The organism is Gallaecimonas zhanjiangensis, from assembly GCF_057624825.1.
The window spans coordinates 4,045,544-4,064,941 of record NZ_CM172603.1 but is presented as its reverse complement, the minus strand read 5'-3'; the positions used below and the strand labels follow the sequence as shown (position 1 = coordinate 4,064,941).

The window sequence follows — 19,398 nt, the reverse complement described above, 5'->3', positions numbered from 1 at the left end:
GCCGAAATTGCGTCCCTATCTGCGCAGACTGTGGTTAAAGCGACATAGAAAATTTTTAAGGGCGGGGCGGGACAAAGGTAAGCCGCCGGAGCGGCTTGAACCTCTTTTATTCTTCCAGGGCGATGCCGAGGTTGGAGATGCCGTCGTTACGGCCCAGCTGCCGGGCCTGGCGGAAGCTGTCCTCGTCGGGGTCATCGGTCAGCAGCGCCAGCAGTTGATCCTGAAAATCGCGCTCTTCAAGCCACAGCGGTTCTTGGTCCAACTGGCTGTAGTCGAGGGTGGTTTCGGCCTGGATATTCAAATAAAACTGCACCGAGCCACGGGACAGGCGGCTGACATCCAGCGCCGGTTGTTCGTCTTTGTCCTGCATCGCTGCCAGCACCGCCAGCACCGCCATGTAGGTGTCCAGCGCCGGGTAAACGCCGAAAAAGTCATGGTCGTCGGGCTGTGGTTCTAGCTCTTCGAGCTTGAGCTGCTGCTTTTCAAAGTTGATTTTGGCTTTGGGGGTCAGCAGTTTTTCCCAGACCGTATCCAGGGCGGATTGCAGGGCGTGGCCAGCTTCCGATTGCTCGGTAAGCTCGGCGAACAGGATGAAATTGGGCATCATCCGTTGGGCCAGGGCGGCGGCAAAGGCCCGTTGGGCCTGGGGCGTCAGTTGCTCTAATTGTTTTTCCATGGGCACGGCTCTTGAAAGTCGCCGACCATTGTAGCCGCTGAATGATGCCTTGTCGTCAATGAGCTCGGCCGCGGCGCAATAGGTGTTGGTAGCCGAACCAGCAAGCGCTGATGGCAAAAATCACTGCCAAAGGCAGCCAGGCAGCAACCGAGGCCTCCAGCACCGCCACTACCAGCAGCACAAAGCTCATGGACAGCAGGGTCAGGGTTTCAAAGTAATCGAGTTTCAACCGTTGAAGCCAGTTTTTCATGGGCAGTACCTCCTCTTTGGGTGCCGCCATTGTCCTTACTTTGTACTGGCCTTTTTTTGCGCTGGCGCAAGGGAAGTTCTGTTATTGAGTTGTTGCCGCCTTTAATGGCTCACCGTTTGATGCCGCGATAAATGGCCAGCAATACCAGGGCGCCCACCACAGCGGTGAAGATGCTGCCGAGGTTAAAACCGGTTGCCGGGCCAAAGCCCAAAAAGGTGCCTATCCAGCCGCCCACAAAGGCGCCGGCCACACCCAGCAGTACCGTTATTACGCAGCCACCACCGTCGCGGCCAGGCATGAGCCACTTGGCCAGGACGCCGGCCACCAGGCCGAGAATGATCCAGGTAACGATCCCCATTTTTGCTCCTGTCCTTTAGGGTAAGGTAATGAGTTAACTCAACTATTTTGCCTAAGGCAAGCTGCGGGCACGGCCTGTTCAGCCACTTGGCGATCTGGCGGGCATCTAGGAGGTGCTCTGGAAAGTCGCGCCTATTCATGTAAAAAGGCGGCTGGTGATTGGCCCAAAGCCGCCATGGCCGCAACACCGCGCTTTGTGGGGCAGCGGCCAGAAAAATCTAAAATAAAACAGCAAATTAGCCATTGATGCACGGAGCATAGCAAAGATGTCTACCCGCCCTGTCGTGACCCTGTATATCGCCATCAGTCTCGATGGTTACATAGCCGGCCCCAAAGGCCAGCTGGAATGGCTGGCCCAGGTGGAAACCCCCGGCGAAGACTACGGCTATAGCGCCTTTGTCGCCGGTGTCGACGGCCTTATCATGGGGCGAAACACCTATGAAGAGGTGCTAACGCTTGGCGCTTGGCCCTATGAAGGCAAATCGGTTTATGTGCTAACCAGCACCGACAAGCTGCAAAGCGGCCCGGTGAGCCCCTTTACCGGCAGCGCCGCTGAGCTGCTGCAAGGTCTTGAAGGCCAGCATCGCCAGTTGTGGCTGGTGGGCGGTGGCCAGACCCTCAAAGGATTCCTGGACGCCGGCTTGGTGGACGAGGTTATCCTGTCACTGATCCCGGTGACGCTGGGGGAGGGCATACCGCTCTTTTTACCCACCGGCCGCCAGCAGCAATGGCAGCTGGCCGGTATCAAGACCTTCGATAGTGGCCTGGTGCAACTTCATTATCACAAGCAGGACTGACCCATGACCGAGACCCAATGGCTGGCTGCCACCCTGACCCTGGGGGCTTTGGCGCTGCTGCTGGCCCTGGCTTTTTGGCAAAGCCGGCGCGCCCTCCATGCCAGCAACTTGGCCCTTGGCAGCCTGCAAAGTCGTTATGAGGCCCAGTCTGAGCGGCTGGAGGTGTTGCAGGCCGAGCGCGACGCCCAGCTCGACACCCTTGAAGAAACCCGCCTGGAGCTGGCCCGTAGCCAGCAGCACCGCGCCGAATTGCAGGCCCGGCTCGAAGAGCAGCAAAAGGCCGCCCAGGAGAAGCTCGCCACCTTGCAAAACGCCGAGCAGCGTTTGTCCGAGCAATTTCAGAACCTGGCCCAGCGCATTTTCGAGCAAAAAGCCGAGGCCTTTTCCAAGCAAAACAACGATAGCCTGCAAAACCTGCTGGCGCCCCTTCGCCAGCAACTGGGGGACTTTCACAAGAAGGTCGACACCGTTTATGACAACGAGCGCCTGCAGCGCCAGGGGCTGATGAACGAGCTCAAGGCTCTCAAGGAGCTGAACCGGCAGATGAGCGAGGAAGCCAGCAACCTCACCCGCGCCCTTAAAGGGGACAAAAAGCTCCAGGGCAACTGGGGCGAGATGGTGCTGAACCGGGTGCTGGAAGAGTCGGGGCTGCGCAAGGGCCACGAGTTTGATGTGCAGGTGGCCCTCAAAGACGAAGCGGGCGAGCGCTTTATCCCCGATGTGGTGGTGCACCTGCCGGACGACAAAGACATCATCATCGACTCCAAGGTGTCGCTGGTGGCTTATGAGCGCTACTTCAGCGCCGAAGACGAGCTGGAAAAAGAAGCGGCCCTGCGCACCCACGTGCAGGCTCTTCGCCAGCATATCCGAAGCCTCGGCGGCAAGGATTACGAGCGGCTCAGCGGCGTAAACGCCCTGGATTACGTGTTGATGTTTATTCCCATTGAGAGTGCTTTTTTTGCCGCCATGGAGGCCGACCAAAGCCTCTTTACCGAGGCGCTGCAAAAAAACATCCTGATGGTCAGCCCCACCAACCTGCTGGTGGTGCTGCGCACCATCAAAAGGGTGTGGAGCTACGAGCAGCAGTCGCGCAACGCTCAAGAAATAGCTGGCCGCGCCGCAGCCTTGTACGAGAAATTCGTTGGTTTTGTCGAAGACTTAGAACGGGTTGGCGCCGCCCTCGACAACACCCAAAAACGCTATAGCGAAGCCATTGGCAAGCTGTCGGCCGGCAAGGGCAACCTGGTGCGGCAAACCGAAATGCTGCTGGAGTTGGGGGTGGAGCCGAAGAAAACCCTGCCAGAGGATCTGCGCCAGCGGGCCAGGGCTTTGGATAACTAAAAACTGACCAAGGCCACATTTACCAAAAATGCGCTGAACCGGGCCGATTTGACGCGGTCCATAAGACTGTCATCTAGGGCCGTTAGGCTTTGGCCGTCTTTGCTGGGAGGAGCGAGTTGTGCGTAGGTTTCCCCAATACCATGTCAAGCAAGTTGCCAAACACGTCGCTGCCTTTTTTGAAGGGGTTATCTGGATTAAGGGTGTGGGCGCTTTTCGTTTTCAGCGTGGCCGAATGCTGCCGCCGGGGCGCCCCAGCACCGAAAAGTTGCGGGTAGTGGCGGAAGTGAACCGCCACATCACCAGCTTGCGAAGCCCCGCCTGAGCGGGGCCAATTCAGGCCCTGGCCAGGGTAAAGGGCATCACCTGGCTGATGTTGCTGGCGCCCAAAATCACCATCAGTAACCGGTCTACCCCCAGCGCCACCCCGGCGCATTCCGGCAGCCCTGCGGCCAGGGCATCGGCCAGGCGCAAGTCGGGATTGTTATAGGGCCGCCCCAACTGGCGGCGCGTTTCTCCATCGGCCAGCAAGCGCCGGCGCTGCTCGGCGGCATCGGTCAGCTCGAAATAGCCGTTGGCCAGTTCCACTCCCTTGATAAAAAGCTCGAAGCGGCAGGCAACCTGATGGCCTTCATCGTCGGTTGCGGTGCGAGCCAATGCCGCTTGGCTGGCGGGGTAGTCATATAAAAAGCTTGGGCCCTGTTGGCCGAGGCTGGGCTCGATAACAAAGCTCACCAGGAGGTTCAGCAGGGTGTCGCGGTCGGTCTCGGCCTCGCCGTAATGGGCGTGCTGCTGGGCCAGCTGTTGCAGCATTTCCAGGCTGGCGGTGTGGGGGTTGATGCCCAAGGTACGTTCAAAGGCTGCCAGATAGCTGACCTTTTCAATGCTGCCGGCGTCGATGCCGGCTACCGCCACCAGCAGCTCGGCAATTTCAGCCATCAGCTGGTGGTGGTCCATCCCCAACCGATACCACTCGAGCATGCAGAACTCGCTGTTGTGGCGGCTGCCCGCTTCTTCGTTACGAAACACCTTACCCAGCTGATAAATGGAGCCCGCGCCTGCGGCCAACAGCCGCTTCATGGCAAATTCCGGCGAGGTTTGCAGGTAAAGGGTCTGGCCCTTGGGGGCCAGGGGGCCGGTGTAGGTGGTGGTCATCACCTCGATGTGGGGGTCGGAAATGCTGCCCTGGGACAATATCGGCGTGTCCACTTCCAAGACCTCACGGGCGGCAAAGAAGGCGCGGATATCGGCGAACAGCCGGGCCCGGCGCTTGAGGGCGTCAAGGGTGCATTGGGGTTGCCACTGAGTGTCTAACATTGCCGGGGCTCCAGGAAGGGGCGCACAAGATAGCGCATCAAATCCAGCCAAGGTAGTCGTGGAAGATAAAGATGAGGATCTCGCTGCTGATAAGCCAAATGACAATCCACTCCAGGAAGCTCGAATGCTTGTGGTGCTCTTCGTCGGCGAGGATCTCCAGCAGCTCGCCAATCACTTCCAGGCGCTTGTTGAGGATCTCCAGGCGGCTGTCCAGCTCCTGGTTGGCGCGGGTCAGGTTGTAATAGGGGTCAAGCTCCGGGTGGTCCCAGAAGAAATCGGGCTTATCCAGCAAATCAAAGTGCAGGTTGACCTGGCTCTTGGCGAGATAGAGCCGCCCGCGCAGTACCGCCAGCTTGCGCCGGGGCAGGCGGATCTTACCCTTGCTGGCCAAGGTTTCCGGGATGGGCGAAGTCTCCTTGATGGTGGCGGCAACCTGCTCTTCAAAGGCCTCCAGTTTGACCGACTGCGCCAGGGCGTGGCTGACTGCCAATTTATGGAGTGGGTCGTCTTCAGGGAACTGGAAGTGGTCATGCTTGATGGTCAGGCGGTCAAGCTGGGGGTTGCCGGCGAAGCTGATTTCGTCGCGGGTGGCACGGATCGGCCCTTCCACCGCCGGGCCCAGCTCTTTACAAAGGGCCAGGGCGTTGTCTTCTTCGATACCCCAGCAGACCAGTACCCCGTAATGGAATACCACGCATTCGCCTTGGCGCATTTTCACCAAGAAGGCGTCGCGCAGCCGCTGAACCTGGCCGATGGTGGCCAGTTTTGGCGATAAAACATCCAGATCGAAGCGATCACCCAGACAATAGCTAAAGCAAGCGCTGTGGCTCATAAAAGGCATCCGTTACACTGTGGCTATCCACAAGCATAAGCGGATATCCGTGATGATTGATAAGACTTTTCCCCTGGTGGATATCCACCGGCACCTGGATGGCAACGTCCGCCTTGGCACCATAGTGGAGTTGGCCAGGCGTTTTAACGTGCAGTTGCCCGCCCAGGACGAAGCGGGCATGAAGCCGTATGTGCATGTGATTGAAAACGAGCCGAGCCTGGTGGCCTTTTTGGCCAAGCTGGACTGGATGGTCAAGGTGCTGGGCGATGTGGATGCCTGTTACCGGGTGGCTTACGAGAACGTCGAAGACGCCGCCAAGGTGGGCATTGACTACACCGAGCTGCGCTTTAGCCCCTGGTATATGGCCATGAGCCATAACCTCGACCCCAACGCGGTGGTAGAAGCCGTAGCCGCAGGCGTTGCCGCCGGCAGCAGCGACTTTGGCGTTAAAACCAACCTGATTGGCATTATGAGCCGCACCTTTGGCACCGCGCAGTGCCAGCGCGAACTAGACGCTATTTTGGCTCACCGCGACCAGTTGGTGGCTGTGGATTTAGCTGGTGACGAGTTGGGCTTCCCTGGCCCCCTTTTTGAACCGCACTTTCGCCAGGTGCAAGATGCCGGGCTCAAGGTCACGGTTCACGCCGGTGAAGCGGCGGGGCCGGAGTCGGTGTGGCACGCCATCCGGGAGCTTGGCGCGGTGCGCATCGGCCATGGCGTAAAAGCGGTGCAAGACCCGAAACTGCTGGCCTACCTTGCCGAGCACCATATTGGTATCGAGTCTTGTCTTACCTCCAACATTCACACCTCCACCGTGGCAAGCTACGCGGTGCACCCCATTACCACCTTCCTGGCGAGCGGTATCAAGGTCAGCCTGAACACCGATGACCCTGGGGTCAGCGCCGTGGAATTGGATCACGAGTATGAGGTGGCGGCTCCTAAAGCGGGCTTGAGCCTTGCGCAAATACAGGCCTGCCAGCGCCATGGCCTGGCCATGAGCTTTTTGAGCGAAGCCGAGAAAAAGGCGCTTATCGCCACTAAATAAAGAAGGGGCCGGTTGGCCCCTTCTTTATATCACCCGAGAAAAGCGGTGCTGCTGCACCGTCTTGCGAAGGTGGGCATCAAAGGCGGTGGCGATGGTGCGCACCAGCAGCCGGCCTTGCTCGGTTACTCCAAGGCCCTGTTCGTCTACTTCCACCAAGCCATCGCTGATAAAGGGCGCCAGCAGCGCGCAGTCATCACTAAAATAGTGCCTGCTGTCGATACCAAAACGGGCATCAAGGGCTGCCCAGTCGAGCCGGAAATGGCACAGCAGGTTGTGGATGGCAGCGGCGCGAATGTGGTCGTCCTCGCTCATCTGGTAACCCTTGGCCCGGGCATGGCCCTGGCTGGCGGTAGCGTCTTGGTAATCCTTGATGCTCTTCTCGTTCTGCACGTAAAGCCCCCCTACCTTGCTGATGGCAGAGGCCCCCAGGGCCAGCAATTCGCAGTCGCCGTCGGTGGTATAGCCCTGGAAGTTACGGTGCAGCCGGCCCTGCTGCTGGGCCAGGGCCAGCTCGTCACCGGCCTTGGCGAAGTGGTCCATGCCGATAAAGTGGTAGCCGGCGTTGGTGAGGGTTTCGATGGTCACCCCCTGCATGCGCAGCTTCTCCTGTGGCCCGGGCATGGTGTCTTCCTTGATGCGGCGCTGGGCCGGGAAGCGCTCGGGCAGGTGCGCGTAGTTGAAGATGGAGAAGCGGTCTGGCGCCAGGGCCAGGGCCTGGTGCAGGGTGTGGCCGAAGGACTGGGCGTTCTGGTGGGGCAGGCCGTAGATGAAATCCAGATTGATGGAGCTAAAGCCCAAGGTGCGGGCGCGGGCCATGATGGCGGCGATTTTCTCGGTGCTTTGGATGCGGTTGATGGCCGCCTGCACCTTGGGGTCAAAGTCTTGTGCGCCCATGGACAGGCGGCTAAAGCCCAGCTCTGCCAGCCAAGTAAGGTCGTCTACTTCCAACGCCCTTGGGTCCACTTCGATGGCGCCGATAAAGTCGTCGGCAAAGTGAAAGTGGCTTTTTAACAGGCTAATCAGCCGGCGCATCTGCTGCTGGCTCAAGAAGGTCGGCGTGCCGCCCCCTAGGTGCAGGTGATGCACGGTAAAGGGGCCAAATAGCTCGGCCTGGTAGGCGATTTCTTTTGCCAGGTGGTCGAGGTAGATATCGGCCTTGTGGCTGTGGCGGGTGACTATCTTGTTGCAGCCGCAGTAGTAACACATCTCCCGGCAAAACGGGATGTGCACATAGAGGCTGAGCTTGCGCGAGGGGGCGGCCTGGATGGCGGCGCGCCACTGATCGCCCCGCACCACGCCATCAAAACTGAGCGCCGTGGGGTAAGAGGTGTAGCGGGGAGCGGCCATATCGTAACGGCGGATAAGGACAGGATCGAATTGCATGGACGACTCCTCACAGTAAAGAGGGCGCCAGTATGGCGCCCTCTTGTCGGAGTCGGCTTGATCTGACTCAATGAGTCAGGTTTTTGAGCACCTGGGCTTCTTCCTTGATGGCGGCGGCCAGCTCTCGCTCCCAGGCTTCCCGTTGGCGGTCCTGCTGGCGGCGCTCTTTTTTGTCCATGTTGTTGCGGGCTTCATGGGTAGGCATGTCCTTGACCCTGTCGTAGAGGTCAAAGAGCGCCGGGAACTGCTCCTGGTAAGACTTATAGGGCAGCAGGTGGTCGGTCAGCACCCGAATGCGGATGGCGCCTTCGGAGAAGTCGCATTGCTCTTCGAGCATGGAAGCGGCGATGATGCGGATGCTTTTCAGCAGCTTCTCGTTGTGCTCGGCCAGGAACGCCTCTTCTTTTTGTTTTTGGGCTTTGAGCATAAACAGCAGTTTGCCGGCGTAGAACGCCAGGCCAATCACCACCAGGGTGCCCACCAGGGCTGCTATTGCCCAAAAACTCATACCGGTTGCTCCTCGTCATCCCAGTCGATGTCGTCCATCAGCTCGTCGTCGTCATCGACGATACCGAGCTCAGCCATCAGCTTCTCGATTTTGGCGGTGGTTTGCTCGACGTAACTTTCGTCTTCGCTGCTGATCTCTTCGCCCTCGTCGAGCATATCCAGCAGGGTGTTCAGCCGCTCGTCGTTCTCCAGGCTCTCGAGCAGGGCAGCCTTGGCGGCCAGGTCCAGCTCGGGCTTTTGCTGCTGCGGCTTGGCTTTGGCCTTAGGCGGCTCAACGGCCTTGGGGCTGACCAGTGTCACCGGCTTGGTAGAGCCGATGCGTTTGTCTTTGTTTTGGCCTTTGGCATTAGAGCTGCCACCTGTCGCCGTGGCATACCCATGGCGACTGCCAGACTTATTGCCCACCTTGTGCTTTTTGCCCTTGGCGGTGCTGAGCTGGGTGTTGCCGGTGTCGACTTTCTTGGAGGCGCCCGACTTACCCGGGGCCCGTGTTTTTTTCATTCGGGTCATCTGTGCCTACCTTTTTTGCAGCAGCAACACATCGTTATCCACCCGCTGCCAGCTAAAGCCAAAACGCTTGGCCAGCCAGGCAAAGGTGGCTTCACTGTGGAAGCTCACGTGGGTGGGGTCATTTTTGTAATGCCAGTTGGCAAAACGTTGTTGATTGATCACCAGCTTGGTCATCACCCCAAGCCAGCCGCCGGGTTTAACCAGGCCAGCCAGGGTTTCCCAGCTCTTCGCCGGGTGATTAAAGTGCTCCACCACCTCGGTGCAGGTGACAAAGTCATATTGCCTGGCCAGTTGCTCGGGGTGGTTGGCGTAATAAGGGTCGTACAGCGCCATGGTCATGCCCGCTTCGCGCAGCATGGCGGCCAGGGCAGGGCCAGGGCCACAGCCAAAGTCGAGCCCATCGCTGCCCACCGCCACCTTGGCCAGCAGCGGCGACACCAGCCTCGACAAAAACCGGCGATAGCCGGGGTCGTCAGGCTGGTTGTCGTGAATGTCATACAGTGCCTTTTCCCCTGCCGCATCAAGATGGCTGCCCGGATCGGCAGACACCAGCGCGCAATCGCCACAGCGAAAATATCGGCGCTTGGCGTCGCTATGAAAGTCGGTAACCGGGCTTTGGCAGAGGGGGCATGAGTGCATGGGGGTATTTTACGGGAGTGCGGAATAAAGAAAAAGGCGATGCTCATGCTATCGCCTTATCCCTTGTGCCTAATATTGACACCTTTCCCATCGTGTTTGACCGCTATTGTTATTTTTCGGTCTAACGGGCTTCCGTCTTTTTTTTTCCAGCTTTCCTTGCATGATTATTATTTTAACGCCGATCCTGGCGCTTTCTCTGTCATCCCTGGAGGCTTGGGACCTTCATGGTCGCCTTACCCCTTTTTCTCGGTTGATTAGCGCTTTTCCCACAGGTTTGTCGATGCTGGCCATCCTGACCTTATTACCGTTTCCTTCGCTTGGGCGCCCGTGCCGTGGGCAACCCTGCAAACCTTGCGACGCGGTTGAAGTTACTCCCCGCACCCTGGGGGTTCAACCCTTGAAATAGGCATATTGTTAAAGCATTGCCAAAATTTCGTACTGGATCACAGTTATCGGAAACGTCACCAAAGGTTGGCTTTTCATCCGATCGCAAATGCCTTAATGGAGCCCTGCGAGGTAATTAGCCAACAGTTGGATGTCATTATCCGTCAACTTGGCTGCAACATCCCGCATCATGTGGTTGGGGTCATTTTGACGCTGCCCGGCCCGGAACTTTTCCAGCTGCGCTTTGATGTATTCAGGGTACTGCCCTGAAATATCGGGATATTTGGCAAGGCCAAGGCCGTTGCCATCGGGACCGTGGCAGGCGGTGCAGGCGGTGATGCCGCGGGCCAGGTCGCCGCCCATATACAGCTGACGGCCTTGGGTCACGTCGGCTTTCGGGGTTTGGCCCTGCACCGGCTTCTGGCTTTCAAAATAGGCGGAGATGTCGGCCATATCTTGTGGCGACAGCGACGCCGCCATGGCGCTCATCACCGGATCGTAACGGCCTTCCTTGCCCCCTGAAGTCAGGCCAAGTTTGAGATCGGCCAATTCCTTGACCATATAGCTGGCATGTTGGCCGGCCAGCCGCGGGTACATGGCAACCGGGCTGTTACCGTCCACACCGTGGCAGGCGCCACAAACGGCGGATTTGGTTTGTCCGGCCTTGGCATCGCCGTCGGCGGTTGCGGTGCCCGACAGGCCACCAAGCATCAAAGCGGCAACGAGGAGTCTTTTCATGCTGTCCACATTCGCGGTGTTGGCAGATGCACACCGTGCAGCCTTTTGTGGCTCTGCCATGTTAGAATTCTGGCCATTGGCCCAAAGCTCGTGACAACGAACCCGGCCCTGCTGCTAAGCCTCTGATACAACAACCAGAGTTGCCCGTAAGTGTACACAATATTTACCGCCTGTCTTTATCGCCCGGCGCCGGAGTACTGATGAATCCAATCCCTGAAATCGACTTTCGCCAAGCCAGATTTATCACCTCTGCGCCTGATATTCGCCACCTACCTCGCAATGAAGGGGTGGAGATCGCTTTTGCCGGGCGTTCCAACGCCGGTAAGTCCAGTGCCCTGAATGCCATTACCGGGCAAAAGCAGCTGGCCAGAACCTCCAAAACCCCGGGCCGCACCCAGCTTATCAACCTGTTTAGCCTGGCCGACCCGCGCCATTGCCTGGTGGATTTGCCCGGCTACGGTTTTGCCAAGGTGCCGCTGGAAATGAAGGAAAAGTGGCAGGCGAGCCTGACCGAGTACCTGGAAAAGCGCGAATCCCTCTGTGGCCTGGTGGTGCTGATGGATATCCGCCATCCCTTCAAGGACATCGACCAGGATCTCATCTTCTGGGCGGTAGAGTCTGGCCTGCCGGTGCTGGCGATTCTCACCAAGGCCGACAAGCTCAAAAGCGGTGCCCGCAAGGCCACCGTGCTGCAATGTAAGGAAGCTGCCCTGGCGTTTGGGGGAGATGTGACGGTGATGGCGCTGTCTGTGCTCAAGGGCTTGGGCATCACCGAGGTGCGCCGTCACCTGGCTGGCTGGCTGAGCCAGGTGGATGCCGACCCGGCAGCGGAAGACGAGCCGCAACACGAAGAGTAATAACGAGAAAGGGCCCTGCGGGGCCTTTTTTGTGGCCGGAAAAAAGGCAAAAAAAACCGGTGGTCGAGACCACCGGAGAGAAATATTAGCTTATTGGGGGAGAAGCTAATATGTCAGCAGAAAATCACCACAAGCTTGCAAAACAAGCATTGAGGTTATGCAGCAACTTCAAGGTACAACACTTTTTCGCCGATTTGAAGTATTTGCTCTAAAAAAATTCACCCAACCGGGTTTATACCGCTACAGGCCAGTAAAGACGGGGCCTGCATCCGTGAAAGTTTTTTGGGCGCCAGGCAAAAAAAACGCCCCGCTCGTTTGAGCGAGGCGGCTTATGTAGCCAAATCCACTACGTGAAACAAAGACCCGTTACTAAGAAGGGGCCTTCTGTACCCTACGCCACGCAGTGTAGCGATCCCCTGTTCAGATTAAAAGCACTTTTTGTAGTTAATTTTCATCTTTGCGCCATATATGAAAATTTTAACCGGGTTATTGAGCTGCTTTCTCGGTAATCAGTAAAAATATTACAACCTTAGGTAAGTTAGTGAGCTTCATCCCAGGTCGCGCCCATTCCTGGTTCGACCACTAACGGCACCTTCAGCTCGGCGGCCTGCTGCATCAGCTGGCTTACCTTGGCCCCAGCCTGTGCGGCAAAATCGGCGTCCACTTCCAGCACCAGCTCATCGTGCACCTGCATCAGCAGTTTGACCTTGTCGGCGGCCTCCTGGGTAACCCAGGCGTCGACGGCGATCATGGCCTTTTTGATGATATCGGCGGCGGTGCCCTGCATTGGGGCGTTGATGGCGGCGCGCTCGGCGGCCTTTTTACGGGCCTGGTTGCGGGCTTTTATCTCTGGCAGATAGAGGCGGCGGCCAAACAGGGTCTCCACATAGCCTTTTTCTTCGGCTTTTTGGCGGGTGCTTTCCATGTACTCCAGCACGCCAGGGTAGCGCTCGAAGTAGGTGTTCATGTAGCCCTGGGCTTCATTGCGGCCAATATCGAGCTGGCGGGCCAGGCCAAAGGCCGACATGCCATAGATAAGGCCGAAGTTGATGGCCTTGGCGCGGCGGCGCTGCTCGCTGGTTACGGCTTCCAGCTCGACCCCGAACACCTCGGCGGCGGTGGCGGCGTGAATATCCTTGCCTTGGGCAAAGGCATCCAGCAGGCCCTTGTCGCCAGAGAGGTGAGCCATGATACGAAGCTCAATCTGGCTGTAATCGGCGGCCAGCAGCACCCGCCCTTTGGGGGCCACAAAGGCTTGACGGATCCGGCGGCCTTCTTCGGTGCGTACCGGGATGTTTTGCAGGTTCGGATCGGAGGACGAAAGCCGGCCGGTGGCGGTGACCGCCTGGTGATAACTGGTGTGGACCCGGCCGGTTTTGTCGTGGATCAGCAGCGGCAGTTTGTCGGTGTAGGTGGATTTGAGCTTGGCCAGGCCCCGGTACTCGATGATCACCTTGGGCAGCGGATAGTCGTGAGCCAGTTCCTGCAGCACTTCTTCGGCCACCGACGGCACCCCGGACGGAGTCTTTTTCAGCGGCTTGATGCCCATTTTGTCAAAGAGGATGGCTTGTAGTTGCTTGGGGCTGCCGAGGTTGAATTCTTCACCTGCTATTTCAAAGGCTTGCTTCTCGAGGGCGGCAATGCGCTCGGCCAGCTCCTCGCTTTGCTTGGCCAAGAGGGTTTTGTCTATTAGCACCCCGTTGCGCTCCATGCGCGACAGCACCGGCACCAGCGGCAGCTCGATATCGCAGAGCACCGATTTGAGGCTGGCGTCCTGTTCCAGCTTGGGCCACAGATGCTGATGCAGCCGGAAGGTGACATCTGCGTCTTCGGCGGCGTACACGGCGGCGTCGGCGATGGCGACTTGGTCGAAAGTCAGCTGCTTGGCGCCTTTGCCAGCGATGTCTTCAAAGCTGATGGCTTTGTGAGATAGATACTTGAGGGACAAGCTGTCCATGTCGTGGCGGCCGGCCACGGAGTTGAACACGTAGCTCTCGAGCATGGTGTCAAAGGCGATACCGCGCAGGGTGATGCCGTGGTTGGCCAGCACGCTCATGTCGTACTTGAGGTTCTGGCCCACCTTTTTATGCTGGTCGCTCTCCAGCAGGGCGCGAAAGGCGTCCAGTACCTGGCTGCGGTCCAGCTGCGGGGTGTCGTCCAGCAGGCTGTGGCCGAAGGGAATGTAAGCCGCTTCGCCGTCGGCCAGGGCAACGGAAAAGCCCACCAGATCGGCCACCATGTAATCCAGGGCGGTGGTTTCGGTATCAAAGGCAAACAGCGCGGCCTTTTCCAGCTTGGTTATCCAGGCGCCAAGGGTGGCCTCGGTGTTCACCAACTCGTAGCTGCTGCGGTCAATGCCGGCCGGGTCGGCGACGGGTTCTTCAGGCTCAGCCGCCGGGGCCACAGCCTGCTCCGGGGCCTTGCCGTCCAGCACATCGGCCAGCCAGCGGCGAAACTCCATTTTGCCGTACCATTCCACCAGGGCGTCCCGGTCTTCGGGTTTGATGGTCAAATCCAGCTGGTCTTCGCTCAAATCCACGTCGGTTTTGATGGTGGCCAGCAGGTAAGAAAGGCGGGCCTGCTCTTCGTTTTCTTCGAGCTTTTTGGCCATGGTCTTGGCGCCACGAAAGCTCAGCTCGGCTATTTTGTCGAGATTGCCGTAGAGCGCGTCCATGCCGCCGATGCCCTGCAACAGGCCAAGGGCGGTCTTCTCGCCAACCCCGGGCACGCCAGGAATGTTGTCTACCTTGTCGCCCATCAGCGCCAGGAAATCGATGATGAGTTCGGGGCCAACCCCGAATTTGTCCACCACTCCGGCCGGGTCCAGCACGGTATCGGTCATGGTGTTGATCAAGGTCACCTTGTCGTCCACCAATTGCGCCATATCCTTGTCGCCGGTAGAGATCAGCACGTGGCGGCCTTCGGCTGAGGCTTTTTTGGCCAGGGTGCCGATAACGTCGTCTGCCTCGACCCCTTCAATGATGATCAGCGGCAGCCCCATGGCCTTTACCAAGGCATGCAGCGGAGCTACTTGGCTGCGCAGGTCATCGGGCATGGACGGGCGGTGGGCCTTGTACTGCTCGAACAATTCATCGCGGAAGGTTTTACCTTTGGCGTCAAACACCACCGCCATTTCACTGGGCTTGAATTGGCGCAGCAGGCTTTTGAGCATGTTGACCACGCCATAGACGGCGCCGGTGGGCTCGCCCTGGGAGTTGGTCAGGTGCGGCGGCGCGTAGTAGGCGCGGTAAAGATAAGAAGAGCCGTCGACCAGAATAAGGGGGTTTTCAGGGATGCTTGCCATGATGGAGTCCAGATGATCCTTGTTTGCGCCAAGGATGCCATAGGGGCGCCATGGAGGGAACGCGAAGGCACCATCAACCGGCCTTACTCGGCAGCAGCTAAATCTGTGGATAAGTCTGTTGAATAACCACGACACAAGCCACCTGCGAAGCAAGTGTCTGCTTAATGTACTGCTTGGAAAGGCCCACCACAGCTGGGCTGGAATTTGTACTTGAACGAGAAGGGGAAGTGTGGATAGCCGCTCCCTGCTTGTGAATAACCTCGTTCCATCAAGTCACATTTTTGTTATGGCTGGCACCACAACAAGAGACCAGTCTAGCATTGCCCAAAAGATGTGCAATAGGCATTTGGCAAACTTTGCGATCAGTGACAGTGATCCGGTCAAGTGGCTACCATATGGGCTGTGATTGGGGAGGATGAAATGAAAAAAGTGGCTGTTATTTTAAGTGGTTGCGGCGTTTTTGATGGTGCCGAAATTTATGAGTCGGTGCTGACACTGCTGGCCTTGGCCGAGGCTGGCGCCCAGGTGCAGTGCTTTGCGCCCAACATGGCTCAGCATCATGTGATCAACCACATCACCGGCGAAGAAATGCCCGAGCAGCGTAACGTGCTGGTGGAAGCGGCCCGTATCTGCCGTGGCAATATCCAGGATCTGGCGGGCCTCAAGGCGGCCGATTTTGATGCGATTATCCTGCCCGGTGGCTTTGGCGCCGCCAAGAACCTCAGCGATTTTGCCTTTGAGGGCGACGACTGCCAGGTGCAGGGTGATGTGCTGGCGGCCTGCCAGGATTTTGCCAAGGCCGGTAAGGCCGCAGGTTATATCTGCATTGCCCCGGCCATGTTGCCCAAAGTGTATGGCCCGGGCGTGCAAGGCACCCTGGGTAACGACGCCAGTACGGCCGATGCCTTCAACGCCATGGGCGGTAAGCATCAGGTGCGGGCGGTTAACGAGATCTGTGTCGATGAAGCAAACAAAGTGGTGTCTACCCCCGCCTACATGCTGGCTGGCTCCATTCTTGAAGCGAAAAGCGGCATCGACAAGCTGGTGCGTAAGGTCTTGGAACTGGCATAAGCTAAGCTAGCTAACTTGGCCCGAAAAAATGTAAGGAGCGCAGTGACTTGAGCACGACTTACCTGCAAAGGTTGTTGATTGTCACTTTCGCTTATTGGGCCGCTGGCCTGCTGGGTTCTTACCTGTCTTTGCCCGGCGACGCCACTTCCCCCTTCTGGCCTGCCGCCGGTGTGGCCCTTGCTGCCCTGCTGCTGTGGGGGCCGGGGATGTGGCTTGGCGTGTTGGCCGGTAGCCTGTTGATCCAGTTTCAGGTTGCCCATGTGGCCGCCCTGCAACAGGGCTGGGAGCCAGTGTTGCTGGCCTTTTGTGCTGCGGCACAGGGCTTGATTGGGGCTTGGCTGCTTGGTTTTCAGCGCCAGTGGCAGCTGCTGTCCGGCAGCGAGATCTTCCAACTGATGGCCAAAGGCGCACTGCTCAGCGCCGCCGTGGGGGCTTGCCTGGAACTGCTGGTATTCCGCTTTGGCGTAGCTGCGGCCAGTCACAACGCCCTACCGGAGTTGGTGGTGAGCTGGACCGGCAACGCTCTTGGCATCGCTTTGGTCGCTCCTATCTGTTTGTTATGGGCCAACGGGGCAGCGCTGGGCCGCCTGCTTTGGACCTCCATTCCCATGGTGCTGGTCAGTGCTGCCCTGATGTGGGGCGTGCAGCAACTGCTGGACAGCCGGGTCAAACAAGTCAGCATTGAGCTTAATCGTCAGGCTGACGTGTTGTCTGAGGCGCTCAATGCCCGCAGCGACCATTACCTGCAATCCTTGACCGGCCTGATGCAGATCTTTCGTGGCTCTGAATATGTGTCTCGCGATGAGTTTAGGGTGGTGGCTGACGAGCTGCTGGCCGAGTTACCGGCGATTAGCGCCTTTGGCTGGCTTCCGAGGGTAGAAACTAACCAAAAAGCCTCTTTCGAGGCCAACGCCAGCCAGGAGCTCGGGGCGCCTTATCGTATCCAGCCCCCGGCCGATGACAGCCATTGGCTGCAAGGGGCGGCCAATCATGTGATTTACCCAGTGCTTTATATCGAGCCGCGCCAGGGCAACGCCGGCGTGCTGGGCTTTTTGCCGGGCACGTTACCAGGGGCCGCCCTGGCCATGACCCAGGCCATTCGCACCGGCAAGGTGGCCATGGGTGAAGTGAGCGAGCAAAACGTTGGCTTTATCTTCCGCGCCGCCCAGGGGCAAGACGGCAAGGTGATGGGGCTGGTGTTTGCCAAGCTCGATATCAGGCTGCTGCTGGCCGCCACCGAAGAAGCGATCGGCAACTTGCCGTTGCAGCTGTCGGTGCAAGATGACAACACCCGCCAATTTCTCCTTGGGAAGGCTGAGGGGAGTGGCGGCCTGCATGCAAGCCGCAGCCTGCAGGTGGGGGGGCGGCTGTGGCGCCTGGATTTTCAGTATCAACAGCCTTATGTGCTCGACGCGGTGCAGGCTGGCCTCGGCCTGATGCTGGTGGGTGGCCTGCTGCTGGTGGTGGTGATTGGTAGCACGGTACTGCTGGTAACAGGCCAAACGAGCTTGGTGGGCCAGGAGGTAGCCAAGCGTACCCGCGAGCTGCAGGCGGTAAACCAGCAGCTGCGGGAGAACGAGCATTTTTTGAATTCGCTGGTGGACAACCTGCCCCTGAGCCTGCAGGTAAAAGAGGCCAAGGGGCTGCGCTTTAAAAGGGTCAACAAGGCCTGTGAAGCGCTGTTTGGCCAGTCTCGTCAGGCGCTCGAGGGCCAGGACGATGCCAGCTTGTGGCCGCCGGAGGTGGTGGCTTCTCTCAGCCGGGACGACCGCCAGGCCTTGGCCGGCGAAGAGCGCACCATGGTCAATGAGGAAAGGCTGCCCACGGTCAAAGGTGAGCGCTGGTTTCGCACCTTGCGAGTGCCGGTGCTGGAGCCCGATAACGCCAGCAGCCACCTTCTGATTTTGCGTGAAGACATCACCGAAGCCCTCAACAACGAGGCGCGGGTGCAGGAGCTAAACGTGGCCCTGGCCGAGCGCAACAGCGAATTGTCGGCGGCCAACCATCAGCTGGAGCAGCTGTCGCGTATCGATTCTTTGACTCAAGTCGCCAACCGCCGGGTGTTTGATGAAGAGCTGGCCAACGAATGGCAACGCTGCGCCCGCCATCAGTTGCCTCTGGGAGTGATGATGCTGGATGTGGATCACTTCAAGCGCTTCAACGACGCCGCCGGTCACCTCAAAGGGGATGTCTGTTTGCAGCGCATCGCCCAGTTGCTGAGCTCTGCTGTCCAGCGCAGCAGCGATCTGGTGGCCCGCTACGGTGGTGAGGAATTTGCCGTTATTTTGCCGGGTTCCGACCTTGCCGAAGCGCAATCATTGGCGGAAAAGGTGCTCGATACCGTGCGCCAGGCGGCACTGCTACACCCCGACTCGCCCCTGGGGGCTTATGTCAGCGTGTCCATCGGCATTGCCTGCGGTTACCCAGTGCAGCACGACGGCGCCGAGCGCCTGCAGCTGCTGGCCTTGGCCGATAAAGCGCTTTACCAGGCTAAGAATGCTGGGCGGGACTGTTGCCAGGCCATGGCCTGGCCAGAACGTCACAGCTAAAAAAGAAGCCGGCTTGAGGGCCGGCTGTATTCCAATAGGAAGCAATGTGAGCAATGTCGTGCGATGCTGCCAAAGCGTCTGGACTGCATCAGTGCGTAGTGAGAACGCAACTCAAATAATAATTGTTCTCATTTGATTGTCAAGGGCGTTGCAGAGTTTTTCGTCAAGGGGTCAAGGTCGTTGAGTCTTTTGAGTGTTAACCCGCATAATGAGCCCATGCCCAGTATTAATCGCATCCTTTACCTATTGAAAACCCGGGGAGATCAGACCGCCCAAGCGCTGGCGGCTGACCTGGGAATGACCGCCATGGGCGCCCGCCAACACCTGCTGCTGGCCGAGCAGCAAGGCCTGGTGGAAAGCTTCATGGAAAAACGCAGCATCGGCCGCCCGGCCAGGGTCTGGCACCTCACCGAGGAAGGCCATGCCCGTTTCCCTGAGCGCCATGCCGACCTCACCCTCACCCTGATTGAGGGGGTCAGAACGGTGTTTGGTGAGCAGGGGCTCGATGCCCTTATTGGCCACCGTGAGCAGCAGATGGGTCAGGTTTACCAGCAGGCCCTGGCGGCAGAGTCCGGCCTTGAGGCCAAGATCCAGCGCCTAGCCGAGCTGCGTACCGCCGAGGGCTACATGGCAGAAGTTGAAGCTGACGGCAGCGAGCAGTGGCTGCTTATCGAAAACCACTGCCCCATCTGCACCGCAGCCCAGCAGTGCCAACAGTTTTGCCGCTCAGAACTGGCCCTATTCAGCCAGTGCCTGGGTAGTGACGTGGAGGTAAGCCGCATCGAGCACTTGTTGCTGGAAGGGCGGCGCTGCGTTTATCGGATAGCGCCCAGACGCTAGCTAT

The 19,398-nt window shown here is 58.7% G+C and carries 19 protein-coding genes; 8 read left to right on the top strand and 11 right to left on the bottom strand.

The features are described 5' to 3' along the window. Window positions 1–106 precede the first annotated feature (106 nt). The 3 genes from AC22G1_RS19195 to AC22G1_RS19185 form a co-directional block, all read right to left on the bottom strand. Window positions 107–676 carry a YjaG family protein gene (locus AC22G1_RS19195; RefSeq protein ID WP_487314776.1) on the bottom strand — a complete coding sequence of 190 codons (570 nt, stop codon included), beginning with the start codon at window positions 674–676 and terminating at the stop codon, window positions 107–109. Window positions 677–731: 55 nt separating this feature from the next. Beyond that, window positions 732–926: a hypothetical protein gene (locus tag AC22G1_RS19190; RefSeq protein ID WP_148049857.1), complete on the bottom strand. Its 195-nt coding sequence runs from the start codon at window positions 924–926 to the stop codon at window positions 732–734. Between the two features lie 109 nt (window positions 927–1,035). Beyond that, the gene (locus AC22G1_RS19185; protein WP_487314775.1) at window positions 1,036–1,284 is read right to left on the bottom strand and encodes a GlsB/YeaQ/YmgE family stress response membrane protein; all 249 of its coding nucleotides are present in this window, start codon (window positions 1,282–1,284) and stop codon (window positions 1,036–1,038) included. A gap of 265 nt (window positions 1,285–1,549) precedes the next feature. Here AC22G1_RS19185 and AC22G1_RS19180 point away from each other — a divergent pair, with 265 nt between their 5' ends. From AC22G1_RS19180 to ytfK, 3 genes are all read left to right on the top strand, one after another. Further along, entirely contained in the window at window positions 1,550–2,080 is a 531-nt protein-coding gene (locus AC22G1_RS19180) for a dihydrofolate reductase family protein (protein WP_487314774.1), read from the top strand. Window positions 2,081–2,083: 3 nt separating this feature from the next. Further along, window positions 2,084–3,421 (top strand): DNA recombination protein RmuC, encoded by a 1,338-nt coding sequence (locus AC22G1_RS19175; protein ID WP_487314773.1) that lies wholly within the window; start codon window positions 2,084–2,086, stop codon window positions 3,419–3,421. Between the two features lie 118 nt (window positions 3,422–3,539). After that, a complete protein-coding gene (gene ytfK, locus AC22G1_RS19170) occupies window positions 3,540–3,743 on the top strand; it encodes a stringent response modulator YtfK (protein ID WP_050659561.1) in 204 nt (67 codons plus the stop codon). A gap of 11 nt (window positions 3,744–3,754) precedes the next feature. Here ytfK and epmA read toward each other — a convergent pair whose 3' ends face one another. Further along, a complete protein-coding gene (epmA, locus tag AC22G1_RS19165; protein WP_487314772.1) occupies window positions 3,755–4,735 on the bottom strand; it encodes an EF-P lysine aminoacylase EpmA in 981 nt (326 codons plus the stop codon). Window positions 4,736–4,772: 37 nt separating this feature from the next. After that, window positions 4,773–5,567 carry an RMD1 family protein gene (locus AC22G1_RS19160; RefSeq protein ID WP_050659563.1) on the bottom strand — a complete coding sequence of 265 codons (795 nt, stop codon included), beginning with the start codon at window positions 5,565–5,567 and terminating at the stop codon, window positions 4,773–4,775. Between the two features lie 52 nt (window positions 5,568–5,619). On the opposite strand from AC22G1_RS19160, the gene add reads away from it, so the two are divergent. Further along, complete coding sequence (gene add, locus AC22G1_RS19155; RefSeq protein ID WP_487314771.1) at window positions 5,620–6,612, top strand: adenosine deaminase; 993 nt, start codon at window positions 5,620–5,622, stop codon at window positions 6,610–6,612. Between the two features lie 24 nt (window positions 6,613–6,636). Here the strand turns inward: add and hemN are convergent, their stop codons facing one another. The 5 genes from hemN to AC22G1_RS19130 all read right to left on the bottom strand — a co-directional run bounded on the left by hemN (window position 6,637) and on the right by AC22G1_RS19130 (window position 10,773). After that, on the bottom strand, window positions 6,637–7,995 hold the full coding sequence (hemN, locus tag AC22G1_RS19150) for an oxygen-independent coproporphyrinogen III oxidase (protein ID WP_487314770.1): 1,359 nt from the start codon (window positions 7,993–7,995) through the stop codon (window positions 6,637–6,639). Between the two features lie 67 nt (window positions 7,996–8,062). After that, window positions 8,063–8,503, bottom strand: a complete 441-nt coding sequence (locus tag AC22G1_RS19145) for a DUF2489 domain-containing protein (RefSeq protein WP_487314769.1) — start codon at window positions 8,501–8,503, stop codon at window positions 8,063–8,065. Beyond that, window positions 8,500–9,003 (bottom strand): Der GTPase-activating protein YihI, encoded by a 504-nt coding sequence (gene yihI, locus AC22G1_RS19140; RefSeq protein ID WP_487314768.1) that lies wholly within the window; start codon window positions 9,001–9,003, stop codon window positions 8,500–8,502. Before yihI ends, AC22G1_RS19145 begins: the two co-directional genes overlap by 4 nt. 15 nt (window positions 9,004–9,018) lie before the next feature. Further along, window positions 9,019–9,651, bottom strand: a complete 633-nt coding sequence (locus tag AC22G1_RS19135) for a class I SAM-dependent methyltransferase (protein ID WP_487314767.1) — start codon at window positions 9,649–9,651, stop codon at window positions 9,019–9,021. 498 nt (window positions 9,652–10,149) lie between these two features. Beyond that, window positions 10,150–10,773, bottom strand: coding sequence for a c-type cytochrome (locus tag AC22G1_RS19130; protein ID WP_487314766.1), 624 nt, complete (start codon window positions 10,771–10,773; stop codon window positions 10,150–10,152). A 209-nt stretch (window positions 10,774–10,982) separates the two neighbouring features. On the opposite strand from AC22G1_RS19130, the gene yihA reads away from it, so the two are divergent. Further along, entirely contained in the window at window positions 10,983–11,630 is a 648-nt protein-coding gene (gene yihA / locus AC22G1_RS19125) for a ribosome biogenesis GTP-binding protein YihA/YsxC (protein ID WP_487316754.1), read from the top strand. 538 nt (window positions 11,631–12,168) lie between these two features. Here yihA and polA read toward each other — a convergent pair. Continuing rightward, complete coding sequence (gene polA / locus AC22G1_RS19120) at window positions 12,169–14,934, bottom strand: DNA polymerase I (protein WP_487314765.1); 2,766 nt, start codon at window positions 14,932–14,934, stop codon at window positions 12,169–12,171. A 420-nt stretch (window positions 14,935–15,354) separates the two neighbouring features. Here polA and elbB point away from each other — a divergent pair, with 420 nt between their 5' ends. The 3 genes from elbB to AC22G1_RS19105 all read left to right on the top strand — a co-directional run bounded on the left by elbB (window position 15,355) and on the right by AC22G1_RS19105 (window position 19,394). After that, window positions 15,355–16,005, top strand: coding sequence for an isoprenoid biosynthesis glyoxalase ElbB (gene elbB, locus AC22G1_RS19115; RefSeq protein WP_487314764.1), 651 nt, complete (start codon window positions 15,355–15,357; stop codon window positions 16,003–16,005). A 47-nt stretch (window positions 16,006–16,052) separates the two neighbouring features. Next, entirely contained in the window at window positions 16,053–18,554 is a 2,502-nt protein-coding gene (locus tag AC22G1_RS19110) for a diguanylate cyclase domain-containing protein (RefSeq protein WP_487314763.1), read from the top strand. Between the two features lie 216 nt (window positions 18,555–18,770). Beyond that, window positions 18,771–19,394: a helix-turn-helix transcriptional regulator gene (locus AC22G1_RS19105; protein ID WP_487314762.1), complete on the top strand. Its 624-nt coding sequence runs from the start codon at window positions 18,771–18,773 to the stop codon at window positions 19,392–19,394. Window positions 19,395–19,398 lie beyond the last annotated feature (4 nt).

Excerpts from the sequence above, each read along its gene's own strand:
- polA (WP_487314765.1), bottom strand. The coding sequence starts at position 14,934 with ATGGCAAGCATCCCTGAAAACCCCCTTATTCTGGTCGACGGCTCTTCT.
- AC22G1_RS19105 (WP_487314762.1), top strand. The coding sequence starts at position 18,771 with ATGCCCAGTATTAATCGCATCCTTTACCTATTGAAAACCCGGGGAGAT.
- AC22G1_RS19175 (WP_487314773.1), top strand. The coding sequence starts at position 2,084 with ATGACCGAGACCCAATGGCTGGCTGCCACCCTGACCCTGGGGGCTTTG.
- AC22G1_RS19195 (WP_487314776.1), bottom strand. The coding sequence starts at position 676 with ATGGAAAAACAATTAGAGCAACTGACGCCCCAGGCCCAACGGGCCTTT.
- epmA (WP_487314772.1), bottom strand. The coding sequence starts at position 4,735 with ATGTTAGACACTCAGTGGCAACCCCAATGCACCCTTGACGCCCTCAAG.
- yihI (WP_487314768.1), bottom strand. The coding sequence starts at position 9,003 with ATGAAAAAAACACGGGCCCCGGGTAAGTCGGGCGCCTCCAAGAAAGTC.
- AC22G1_RS19160 (WP_050659563.1), bottom strand. The coding sequence starts at position 5,567 with ATGAGCCACAGCGCTTGCTTTAGCTATTGTCTGGGTGATCGCTTCGAT.
- AC22G1_RS19135 (WP_487314767.1), bottom strand. The coding sequence starts at position 9,651 with ATGCACTCATGCCCCCTCTGCCAAAGCCCGGTTACCGACTTTCATAGC.
- elbB (WP_487314764.1), top strand. The coding sequence starts at position 15,355 with ATGAAAAAAGTGGCTGTTATTTTAAGTGGTTGCGGCGTTTTTGATGGT.
- AC22G1_RS19180 (WP_487314774.1), top strand. The coding sequence starts at position 1,550 with ATGTCTACCCGCCCTGTCGTGACCCTGTATATCGCCATCAGTCTCGAT.
- hemN (WP_487314770.1), bottom strand. The coding sequence starts at position 7,995 with ATGCAATTCGATCCTGTCCTTATCCGCCGTTACGATATGGCCGCTCCC.
- AC22G1_RS19130 (WP_487314766.1), bottom strand. The coding sequence starts at position 10,773 with ATGAAAAGACTCCTCGTTGCCGCTTTGATGCTTGGTGGCCTGTCGGGC.
- add (WP_487314771.1), top strand. The coding sequence starts at position 5,620 with ATGATTGATAAGACTTTTCCCCTGGTGGATATCCACCGGCACCTGGAT.
- AC22G1_RS19145 (WP_487314769.1), bottom strand. The coding sequence starts at position 8,503 with ATGAGTTTTTGGGCAATAGCAGCCCTGGTGGGCACCCTGGTGGTGATT.
- AC22G1_RS19185 (WP_487314775.1), bottom strand. The coding sequence starts at position 1,284 with ATGGGGATCGTTACCTGGATCATTCTCGGCCTGGTGGCCGGCGTCCTG.
- AC22G1_RS19190 (WP_148049857.1), bottom strand. The coding sequence starts at position 926 with ATGAAAAACTGGCTTCAACGGTTGAAACTCGATTACTTTGAAACCCTG.